Below are 10,568 nucleotides of genomic sequence, written 5' to 3' on the forward strand. Positions count from 1 at the left end.
ACCCGCGTAGCCGCCGCACGTCAGTCGGCGCTGAATCATTTCCCGGTCTTTTCCCTTTTCGCATGTTTGGCGTGATTCGCGGTTCAAGTCCTCGATTCCCAATTTTTAATTCTGTGATCTTTGTGTTCTCTGCGGTTTCACTCCAGCTTTCGGCTTTATTCCATCCTGTTAATCCTGTCTCATCTTTTGCCCTTTTCCCCTTTCGCGTGGTCTGCGTGTTTGGCGGTTCAAATTCCCTTGGCTGTTCCCCCAATTTTCAATGCTCAGCTCTTTACTCAGCCATCGGTCTCATTCCTCCCATTCCTCCCATCCTCTGAAATTTGGAATAACTGATAACTGATAACTGATGACTGGTTACTTCTGCCTTTAGCCTTTAGCCTTTTTACTTTTTACTTCAATGCTGCTCCGCTCCACCCTCCGCCGCCACGTCCGCCGCATCATCCGCGTTCTCCGCCGGACCACTGCCAGCACCGCGCAATCCAGCATCACTAAACTGGTCACCCTCCGTGATCGCGCCGAATCGGCCCTCAACCTCCTGCGTGCCAAACCGCTGCCCGAGGACTTTAACACTCTATTCCTCGATCACCTCAAACTCCGCCTCTTGGAATTCATCCTCCAACCCTCGCCCTCACCCACCATGCTCCTCAAATACTTTGAACTCTGGGCCAAGTACCTGGCCAAAGCCGCTTCTCCCGGTGCTTCACCAAGCTCCTTGCCCGTGTTTCCCGATCCCAACGCCGGCATCCGACCGGAAACCCTCGCCTACATCGAAGAAAAGCTGAAACTCATGTGATCATGACCAATGGTAGGAGCCGACGTAAGAAGGCTCAAATTTGATCCTCAACGGCGTCGCCCACCGCAGTTCCCCGCACGGATCGTAGCGTGGAGCTAAACCTTTGCCGGCGCTTCATCCAGAGTGAGGTCCACAATCAAATCGGCGGCGATTTTTTCCAAGTCTTGACGCAAGACACCCAGTTGGCAGCCCGGCGGGACCAGCAATTTGGCGCGGGCCTTGAACAAAACCTCGCCGGACATCGGCGCGCTGGCGCATTCGGTGTGCAATTCCTCGACATTGACTTGGTGCGCGGCCAGTGCCCGGCTGATTTGGCGCACAATGCCGGGCTGATCCTGCCCAACCAGCTCCATCAACATCAACCGCGCCGCCGGCTGCGGTATGCCTTCCGCATCGGGATGCACCACGACCGTCAGGCCTTGCGCCTTCAGGGCGTCCAGGGCGCGGACCAAGTCGAGTTGCCGGGCTTCGGGCACATGCACCCGCAAGATGCCGGCAAATTGACCGCCCAGCCGGGACATGCGGCTTTCGAGCCAGTTCCCGCCGTGTTCGGTGACCAGCCGGGCGACGGTTTCAACCAAACCAGGGCGATCCCTGCCGATGACGGTCATTACAAGTGCGCAGTGCATGACGGCACTTTTACGACAACAACGGGCACTCCGCAAGCCAAAGAAGATTCCGTGAAAATTCCATGGATTGCCATCCGCCGGCATTCATTCTAGTCTCTTGGCCGTGGATAATGCGGAGAGAACGGCCATCACGTTCCGCCATGAGCAATGGCGGGCGGTGACCACGGGCATGCTGGAAACGGCCGGCGCGACCTTTTTGCTATTGATCGCCGTGCGCTGGTTCCAGGCGGGCGCGCTGGCCAAAGGGTTGGTGGCCGGCGGCGGCAGCATGGGTCTGCTGGCCACACCGTTGACGGTCTGGCTGGTGAGCCGGCGCGGCTGGGCGGCGTCCAAGGCGGCCGCCTGCTTGTCCCTGGCCGGGGCCGCGTGTTGTCTGGTCATGGCCGTTTTTCCCGTTCTGCCGGTATTTGTGCTGGGCAGCATGCTGGCCACGGCGTCGGCCGCCGCCGGCATTCCCTTGCTGACGCAGATTTACCAGGAGAATTACCCGGATGACCGGCGGGGCAAGCTGTTTTCCAGAACCATCATGATTCGGATCGCGGTCGCCGCCATTTTCAGCGATCTGGCCGGGCGGGCGCTCAGCCATGATTTGGGGCATTTCCAATGGTTGCTGGTCACGTTTGCGCTCGCGTTTCTCGGGACGGCGTTTTGCCTCAACCGCATCCCCTCGCGGCCCCTGACCAACGATGGCGGCGCGCACCCGTTTCACTCGTTGCGTTTTGCCAAAGAGGACGCCTTGTTCCGGCGCACGCTGATCTGCTGGATGTTGATGGGCTCGGCCAATCTCATGATGTTGCCGTTGCGCATCGAGTATCTGGCTAATCCCAAGTATAAGCTCGCCCTGGCGGTGAGCACCATTGCCTTGTTGACGGGGGTGATCCCCAACGTGGCACGACTCTGCCTGAGCCCGCTCTGGGGCTGGCTGTTTGATCGCATGAACTTTTTTACCCTGCGGATCGTGTTGAACCTCGGCTTTGCGGTGGGCATTCTGGCATTTTTCACCAGCAACACCATGACCGGGCTGGTTCTGGGGGCGATTGTATTTGGCATCTCCAATGCGGGCGGGGATGTGGCTTGGAGTTTATGGGTTACCAAGCTGGCCCCGCCGGAACGGGTGGCGGATTATATGTCGGTCCATACGTTTTTTACGGGGGTCCGGGGGGTACTGGCGCCGTTGATCGCCTTCCCGCTGGCGGCCCAGTTATCCCTGATGTGGCTGGCGGCCCTCTGCACGGGATTGATCGTGCTGGCCAGTGTATTACTATTACCCGAGATTAAATTCGGCAAAACCATGCGCAAAGGCACCGCTCTGGTTGAAGAAGTCGCGGATTGAAACGGATGACGGCCAAACCCTTATTGTCAGCGACAAAACTTGAAATAATCAATTTCCGTGCTTGTATTTGCCAACTGATTATTGAATAGTGCAGAAAATCCGGCGCATGAAAACCGCTTTGCTGATAGACAACGATGAAGTCTCACGCGGACTGATTGGCAAGCTCTTGAGACAGGACGGCTGGCACTTACTCCAATCAGAAACCGGTGAGAAGGGTGTCGCTTTGGCGACCCAATATCGTCCGGATTTGGTGATTTGCGACCTGTCCCTGCCGGGTTTCACTGGCTTTCAAGTTTGCCGTACCCTGCGGGAAAATCGGGAACTGGCCAACACTCGATTGGTGGTTACCAGCGTTCGGGATTATCCCGCCGACCGGCAGGGTGCCATGGAAGCCGGCGCCCAAGCGTATTTGACCAAACCCATTGATTCCGTGCTGCTAACGCGGATTATCGAAAAAGTCATGCGGCCCGACCTGGGAGTGGCCGCAGCGGAACATGTCCCCATGACTGCGCCGGGCCAACCCACCAGCATCCGGTTCTGGGGGGTGCGCGGCTCAATCCCCACGCCGGGACCGGAAACGGTCCATTACGGCGGCAACACCTCGTGTGTCGAGGTGCGGGGCGAAGGTGAACTGATCATTCTGGATGCCGGGTCGGGAATCCGGCCGCTGGGGCTTTCGCTCCTGAAGGAGTTCCAGGACAAGCCAATGGAATTGACGATTCTGATCACGCATACCCACTGGGATCACATCCAGGGTTTCCCGTTTTTCGTGCCCGCGTACCAGCCCCGAAACAGCGTTCATATTCTGGGTTATGAAGGGGCCCGGCATGGCCTCGAGGAAACCTTATCCGGGCAAATGGAGAGTCCTTATTTCCCGATCGGTTTCAAACAGATGCCGGGTAACATCGCCATCCGGGAACTAAACGATTTGAACTTCATGGCCGGAAATGTGCGGGTCAAGGCGGCGTACATGCACCATCCCGGCATCTGCGTTGGCTACCGGCTTTTCCTGCACGACGGCTCGATCACCTATATTCCCGATAACGAGCCGTATTTGCGCATGAAGTCGTATCCCACCACCAGAGGCGACGGCAGTTCCGCCGAAACCCTCGCCTACGCCCGGACCCAAGATGAAAAATTGACCGAGTTTATTGCTGGTTCCGATGTGTTGATCATGGATTCGCAATATGACGCGCAGGAATATGCCAGCCACGCTGGCTGGGGGCACAGTTGCCTGGATGACACCGTGGCGCTGGCCATTCAGGGCGGCGTCAAGAAATTGTTCCTGTTTCACCATGATCCAGGGCACGACGATAAAAAAATCGACGCCTTGGTGGTACATGCACGGGAATTGGCCGCCAAAGCGGGTGCCAAGATTCAAATTGAGGCCGCCCGCGAAGGTGTGGAACTCAGGTTGAGCGAGCCCCTCCCGGCTGGCAAAACCGCCAAACGTGGAAAAAAGGCCGAACCAAGCTTTTCAGCAGAGATTTCGTAAAATGTGCCAACTGGAACATATTGAAATCGGTTTACGGTTTTGCACAGCGCCATGAGTAGCAACAAAACAGCAGTTTTGATTGATGCCGATATCATGCAGCGCGATGCGGTGGCATCGTGGCTGGCGGAAAATGAATGGAATGTGTTGCTGGCGGAAGATGGTGAAACGGGGATGAACCTGATCCTGAGCACGCATCCAGACCTGGTGGTCTGTGACCAATTGGCGCCCAAGTTCAACGGGTTTCAGCTTTGCCGCATGTTGCGCAAGGAGGAGGCGCTGCGTGACCAGGTCAAAATTGTGGTGACCACCAGCGGTGGCTACGCCACCGACCGCCTCAACGCGATGGAAGCGGGAGCGGATGAATTCATCGTCAAGCCGTTGGCGCAGCGTGAATTTCTCAAATTGGTGCGGCAACTCATGGGGGATTGGGAAACGGTAACCATCCAACGAAAAGCCGTGCAAGCCGCCAACGCCGCCGCCAAGCACGAGCCCCGGCCAATCCTCACTCCGGTGTTGCCGCTGGATCAACCAGCACGGGTTCGCTTTTGGGGCGTTCGCGGCTCCATTCCGACGCCTGGTCATGCCACGCTGAAATATGGCGGTAACACGTCGTGCCTGGAAGTGCGCGCGGATGGGGAAATCATTGTGCTCGACGCCGGCACGGGCATTGCCCCGTTGGGCTCCCAACTGGCACGCGAATTCGCGGGCCAGCCGATGCCCATTACCGTGCTGATTTCCCATACCCACTGGGATCATATTCAGGGATTCCCGTTTTTTGAACCGGCCTATAACCCGCGCAATCAGGTTCGCATCCTGGGTTTTAAAGGCGCGCGCGAGGGCTTGCAGTCCACCTTGGGCGGACAGATGGAAAGCCCGTATTTTCCCATCACCATGTCCCAAATGCCCAGCAACATCCAAATCGAAGAACTGCGCGACCTTAAATTCTCGATTGGGCGCGTCGGGGTTGAAGCCACGTATCTGAATCATCCGGGCCTGTGTCTCGGCTACCGCCTGAACACCTCCTGTGGCGCCATCTCCTATCTGCCCGATAACGAGCCGTATCAACGGTTTAAATACCACACCGCTGGCTCGGCTACCGCCGGTTCGGCAGAAGCCCTCGAATACGCCCGGCGCCAGGACCAGCGGCTCATTGATTTTGTCAGCGGCTCCGAGGTGCTCATCATTGATTCCCAATACGATTCCATCGAGTACCAGACGCGCATCGGTTGGGGCCATGGCTGCGTGGATGATGTGGTGGCGCTCGCGTTGAGCGCCAAGGTGAAAAAACTTTTCCTGTTCCATCACGACCCGCGTCACGATGACGCGCATATTGACGGCATGGTGGAGTGGGCGCGCAATTTCACCACGCTGCTGGGGGAGGAACTCGAAATCGCCGCCGCCCAGGAAGGTCTCGAAGTGGTGCTGCCGCCCCTCCCGGCACCGGCTACGGCCTAATCTGCGCCCGTTGCTTCGGGAAAGATCACGTGACCGCAACCGCTTCACAACCACCCCGGCGCCGTTTGGAATGGGCGCTCGGCCTTCTAATTTTACTGATCACCCTGGCGGTCTTCTGGCCGGCGGTGCGCGGTGAATTCCTCCGGTGGGATGATGACATCAACATTCTGGAGAACACCCACATCCGCAGCCTCAGCGCGGAGAACCTGCGCTGGATGGGCACCGACATGGGCTATGTGCGGCGCTACATCCCGCTGACGTGGCTCGGTTTTGCGGTGAACAACGCGGTCTTTGGCCAGAACCCGAAATGGTATCATGCCGGGAACATTGGGTTGCATGGACTGAGCGCGCTCTTAGTGTACTTGATTCTGCGCCAGTTGCTGACCCGGCGGTATTCGCCTAAGCCGGCGGAGTGGACGGCGGCGCCAGCGGTATGCGCCGCGTTGGGGGCGTTGTGGTGGGCGCTGAACCCGTTGCGGGTGGAGGTGGTTGCGTGGGCGTCAGGGCGCATTTACTGCCAGGCGGTGTTACTGCTGTTGGTGGCGCTGTGGGCGTATCTCCAGTACACCCTGGCGGAGCCAGGGGCCGCTGGGCGACGATGGTGGTACGTGACCTCGTTAGCGGCCAGTGCGGCATCGTTACTCACCTACCCGTTAGCGCTGGCGCTCCCGCTGCTGCTGGTGATTCTGGATTTCTTTGCGCTCCAACGGTTCAATCGCGGATTGGCCGGGTGCTGGGATGCCCAAGCCCGGCGACTCTGGATCGAGAAGATTCCATATATCCTGATGGTGATGGCGGTATTGGCCGTGACGCTTTGGGCCCGAACGCAAAACCCCGAATTCTGGGAACCGCCACCAACGCTGGCGGAATTCGGCTTGGCGGAGCGGGTGATGCAGGCGTTCTATATCTGGGGACATTACCTGTGGCGGCCGTGGTGGCCGGTGGATTTGGCGGCGGTCTATACGCGATTGGTGGCGTTTCGTCCGATGGATTTGCCATTCGTGCTGAGTGCGATGGGCGTGGTGGGGATAAGCGGGGTATTGGGTTGGCACTGGCGGCGGTGGCCGGGTTTGCTGGGGATTTGGCTGGGTTACCTCGTGTTCCTGGTCCCGATGTTGGGATTGACCGAGCATCCCCATTATCCAAGTGACCGGTATGGATATTTCGTGGGGCTGCTATGGCCGATGTTGATTGCGGGTGGATTATGCGGGATTTGGCGAAAAACCAGTTTACGAATGCTGGTGATGGTGGTGAGTGTCGGGTGGCTGGTACTTTGCAGTGGGTTGAGCATCCGGCAAATCAGCACCTGGCAAAACAGCGAGGTCTTTTTCAAACATATCATCCGGACTTTGGGCATGGACAATTACCGCGCCGATATCCACCGTCGGTTGGGGCGCGAGTACGCCCTGCGCGGACAGTTGGACGCCGCGATTGAAAGCTACACCGCCGCCTTGGCGATGCTTCCGAATTTTCCCGTGGCGCATGGCGAACTCGGTCAGGTGTATGAGTTGCAAGGCAAGCTGGACCAGGCGCTGGAACACTACGCGGCGGCTGCGCGAATCCAGCCCACCGAGCTTCGCGTGGCCATGCTGGCTGCCGCCCTGGCGCGCGCCGGGAAAACCACCCAGGCCATCCAGCAGTATCAGGAGATACTGCGCCTTAAACCCGATTGGTCGGAAGGCTTGAATAACCTGGCGTGGTTGTTGGCGACCGCCAGCGACGCCTCAGCGCGGGATGGCATCCAGTCGGTGCAACTGGCGGAACGCGCTTGCACGTTGACGAGTCGCAAAAACGCCGCTTGCCTGGGCACTTTGGCGGCGGCGTATGCGGAAGCGGGACGCTTCCCAGCCGCCGTGGCGGCGGCCCAAGAGGCGATCGCTGCGGCCAAAGCCGTTGGTGATACGGTTACCGCCAACATTAACCAACGGCTCCTCGAAGGGTACCAACAGGGCCATGCGTTTCACGAAGTGCCAGCGCCGAAGGCTCCCTGAAGAATACCGAAATCCGAAGCCCGAAGGAGTTAGAAGCGGGTTGAATGAAATGGGTCGCCAGCCAGTCAAAGCTTTATATGCCTAATCCGATCGTGCAGCCGACTATACACAGCCGTCGTAATTTCCTGCGCACCTCCACCACGGCTGCGGGCGTGATGGCGATCAGCCAGTTGCCCGTGGCTCAATTCGCCCATGCCGCCGGCAGCGGCGTTATCAAAATCGGGTTAATCGGTTGTGGCGGACGCGGCTCCGGAGCCGCTCTAAACGCGCTGAATGCCGGCAAGGATGTCCGGCTGGTGGCCCTGTGCGATTTGTTCCCGGACTGGCTCGCCGCCGCCCGGGAACGCTTTCAGAAAGCCAAACCGGATCAGGTGGACATCAAGGACGACCACTGTTTTTCGGGATTCGATGGGTATCAGCAACTGATCGCCAGCGATGTGGATGTGGTGCTGATTGCCGTCGCATCGCATTTTCATCCGGTCATGATCAAGGCAGCGGTGACCGCCGGCAAACATGTGTTTTGCGAGAAACCACATGGCTTGGACATCCCCGGTTTGAAACTCTCCATGGCCGCCAGCGACGTGGCGAAACAGAAAAACCTGAGTCTCGTCTCCGGCCTGTGCTGGCGTTTTGATCCGGGCGTGCGCGAAACCATGAAGCGCGTGCAGGATGGCGCCATTGGTGAGATCGTGGCCATTCAGGAAAATTACCTGAGCCAGCCCTATATCGTGCGCGAACGGCAGGCTGGCTGGAGCGAACTGGAGTATCAATTCCGCAACTGGTATCATTTCAACTGGTTGTCCGGCGACCAGACCGCCCAGCAGCTCATCCACAGCCTGGACAAGGCGTCCTGGGCGATGGGCGACAAACCGCCCAAACGCGTCTATGGCATGGGCGGACGCCAGACGGCGCTCGATTCCAAGTTCGGTGATCAATTTGACCATCACGCGGTCATCTATGAGTATGAGAACGGTGTGCGCGTCTATGGTTTCACCCGCGACCAGACGGATTGCTATCGCGAGACCAACGACTTCATCCTCGGCACCAAAGGCCGTTGCACGCTCTTGAATTACCGGATCGAAGGGGAAACCAACTGGCGCTACGAGAAACCCAAACAAAACATGTATGACCTCGAGCATCAGGAACTGTTTGAAGGCATCCGCAGCGGCAAACCGCTCCATTGCGGCCATTACATGCACCAGAGCACCGCGCTGGCCATCGCCGCACAAATCGCCTGCTACACCGGCCAGATGCTAACCTGGAACGATGTCCTCAATTCCAAGCGCTCGTTTGTCCTGCGCCGCTACGCGTGGGATGCCGAGCCACCCATCAAGCCCGGCCCGGATGGTCGTTACGGCACCGCGCTGCAAGGCCAACCGGAATACGACACTTGGAAATTATAACTCTGTTCTGGCAACCGCCATTCCGCAATCCGCAATCCGCAATCGAGGGTTCCGCCTTGCCGCCGCACTCCAAAAACAGCCGCTCCCGCAATTCCCCATCAGTTTCTGAAGCTTAAGAAGGCCATCCGCGTGGCAAGGATGGGCTTTTTAAGGTTAGGATGGTCGTCTGCCGGGCGAGACGGACTTTTCACCCGTGGCGGAAGGAATCGAGGCCGCCAACGGCACCGCCACGTATGAGGATACCCTCCCCGTCGCGGCCAGTTATGAATATCAGGCCATCGCCTATAACGGCCCGCGCGTCAGCGCCCTCAGCGCGACGTTGACCGTCGAGGCCGTATAGGGAGCCATACCTCCGCGTAGCCGTCGAGGTAAGGAGACGGATCCCCACGTTCCGCGTAGCCCCCGAGATAAGCAGACGACATTCGGGAATTCAGGTAAAAAAAATCCGTCTCCTTACCTCGACGGCTACGCGACGTCAGTCAGCGTTCGCAATGCCAAAACAAATGCTTGCTATGCGGACCCGAACGGCGCAACCCTACACCCGTGAGCCACGCTCCTGATAACCGTAAGGAAACCAGCCAGCGCCAACCGGCGGAGGACAAGGCGGACGCCTTGGCGAAGGAACGCCTGGAGCAGCTCGCCCCCGAAGTCGCCCTGAAGACGATTCACGAGCTGAAGGTCTATCAGGTCGAGTTGGAAGCGCAGAACCGGGAACTGAGCCACACCCAGCAGGAACTTGAAGCCGCCCGCGACAAATACTTTAGCTTCTACGACCATGCCTCCATCGGCTACCTTACCTTGAGCGAAAAGGACTTGATCCTGGAAGCCAACCTCAAGGCCGCCGAACTGTTGGGCGTGCCCCGGAGCGAACTACTCCGGCAACCGTTCCACCGATTCATCCTCCCCGATGACCAAGCCCGCTACCGCCAACATAAAAAACAACTCTGGGAAACCGGCGCGCCCCAGCAGTGCGACCTGCGTCTGCTGAAGGCAGGCGGCTCCGAATTCTGGGTGCATCTTCAGCGCAGCGCCGCGCTGGATCCGGATGGCACCCGCGTTTGCCGCGTTATCCTGAGCGACATCACCGAGCGCAAGCAGCTTGAGGAAGCGCAATCGTTCCTGTTGCATTGCTGGAACGTGCGCCCGAGTGAGGATTTTTTCGCCACGCTGGCGCGGTTCCTGGCCCAGAGCCTGCAGATGGATTTCGTGTGCATTGATCGCCTGGAAGGCGACGGTTTGACCGCCCGGACTGTGGCCGTTTGGTGCGACGGCAAGTTTGAGGACAACGTGACCTACGCGCTGAAAGATACTCCCTGTGGCGACGTGGTGGGCAAGGATGTCTGTTGCTTCCCCGCCAGCGTGTGCCAGTTCTTCCCGCGCGACCAGGTGCTTCAGGACCTGCGGGCCGAGAGCTACCTATCTTTCGACACTGGCGGCATTTTTTTTGAAGGAACGATGGATTCATTGGG

General features: G+C 58.7%; 10 protein-coding genes. 9 read left to right on the plus strand and 1 reads right to left on the minus strand.

Annotated elements, in window-relative coordinates:
* Together WCO56_26450 and WCO56_26455 are read left to right on the plus strand one after the other, a co-directional pair.
* Nucleotides 1-317, plus strand: a 317-nt coding sequence (locus tag WCO56_26450; GenBank protein MEI7733141.1) for a hypothetical protein, incomplete at its 5' end; no start/stop codon positions are given.
* An 80-nt stretch (nucleotides 318-397) separates the two neighbouring features.
* A complete protein-coding gene (locus WCO56_26455) occupies nucleotides 398-793 on the plus strand; it encodes a hypothetical protein (GenBank protein ID MEI7733142.1) in 396 nt (131 codons plus the stop codon).
* A gap of 95 nt (nucleotides 794-888) precedes the next feature.
* On the opposite strand, the gene WCO56_26460 is transcribed toward WCO56_26455, so the two are convergent.
* Nucleotides 889-1,422, minus strand: coding sequence for an ACT domain-containing protein (locus WCO56_26460; GenBank protein ID MEI7733143.1), 534 nt, complete (start codon nucleotides 1,420-1,422; stop codon nucleotides 889-891).
* A 103-nt stretch (nucleotides 1,423-1,525) separates the two neighbouring features.
* Here WCO56_26460 and WCO56_26465 point away from each other — a divergent pair, with 103 nt between their 5' ends.
* From WCO56_26465 to WCO56_26495, 7 genes are all read left to right on the plus strand, one after another.
* The gene (locus WCO56_26465; protein ID MEI7733144.1) at nucleotides 1,526-2,755 is read left to right on the plus strand and encodes an MFS transporter; all 1,230 of its coding nucleotides are present in this window, start codon (nucleotides 1,526-1,528) and stop codon (nucleotides 2,753-2,755) included.
* Between the two features lie 106 nt (nucleotides 2,756-2,861).
* Nucleotides 2,862-4,250, plus strand: coding sequence for a response regulator (locus WCO56_26470; GenBank protein MEI7733145.1), 1,389 nt, complete (start codon nucleotides 2,862-2,864; stop codon nucleotides 4,248-4,250).
* Between the two features lie 51 nt (nucleotides 4,251-4,301).
* A complete protein-coding gene (locus WCO56_26475; protein MEI7733146.1) occupies nucleotides 4,302-5,705 on the plus strand; it encodes a response regulator in 1,404 nt (467 codons plus the stop codon).
* A 29-nt stretch (nucleotides 5,706-5,734) separates the two neighbouring features.
* Complete coding sequence (locus WCO56_26480; protein ID MEI7733147.1) at nucleotides 5,735-7,696, plus strand: tetratricopeptide repeat protein; 1,962 nt, start codon at nucleotides 5,735-5,737, stop codon at nucleotides 7,694-7,696.
* Nucleotides 7,697-7,773: 77 nt separating this feature from the next.
* The gene (locus tag WCO56_26485) at nucleotides 7,774-9,099 is read left to right on the plus strand and encodes a Gfo/Idh/MocA family oxidoreductase (GenBank protein ID MEI7733148.1); all 1,326 of its coding nucleotides are present in this window, start codon (nucleotides 7,774-7,776) and stop codon (nucleotides 9,097-9,099) included.
* Nucleotides 9,100-9,292: 193 nt separating this feature from the next.
* The gene (locus WCO56_26490) at nucleotides 9,293-9,439 is read left to right on the plus strand and encodes a hypothetical protein (GenBank protein ID MEI7733149.1); all 147 of its coding nucleotides are present in this window, start codon (nucleotides 9,293-9,295) and stop codon (nucleotides 9,437-9,439) included.
* Between the two features lie 203 nt (nucleotides 9,440-9,642).
* Nucleotides 9,643-10,568 (plus strand): PAS domain-containing protein (locus WCO56_26495; GenBank protein MEI7733150.1); only part of this gene is annotated, 926 nt, incomplete at its 3' end.

The organism is Verrucomicrobiota bacterium (assembly GCA_037139415.1).
In the GTDB taxonomy this organism is placed as follows: Bacteria; Verrucomicrobiota; Verrucomicrobiia; order Limisphaerales; family Fontisphaeraceae; genus JBAXGN01.

Coding starts and splice junctions, on each gene's coding strand:
- WCO56_26485 (MEI7733148.1), top strand. CDS start 7,774: ATGCCTAATCCGATCGTGCAGCCGACTATACACAGCCGTCGTAATTTC.
- WCO56_26460 (MEI7733143.1), bottom strand. CDS start 1,422: ATGCACTGCGCACTTGTAATGACCGTCATCGGCAGGGATCGCCCTGGT.
- WCO56_26475 (MEI7733146.1), top strand. CDS start 4,302: ATGAGTAGCAACAAAACAGCAGTTTTGATTGATGCCGATATCATGCAG.
- WCO56_26455 (MEI7733142.1), top strand. CDS start 398: ATGCTGCTCCGCTCCACCCTCCGCCGCCACGTCCGCCGCATCATCCGC.
- WCO56_26470 (MEI7733145.1), top strand. CDS start 2,862: ATGAAAACCGCTTTGCTGATAGACAACGATGAAGTCTCACGCGGACTG.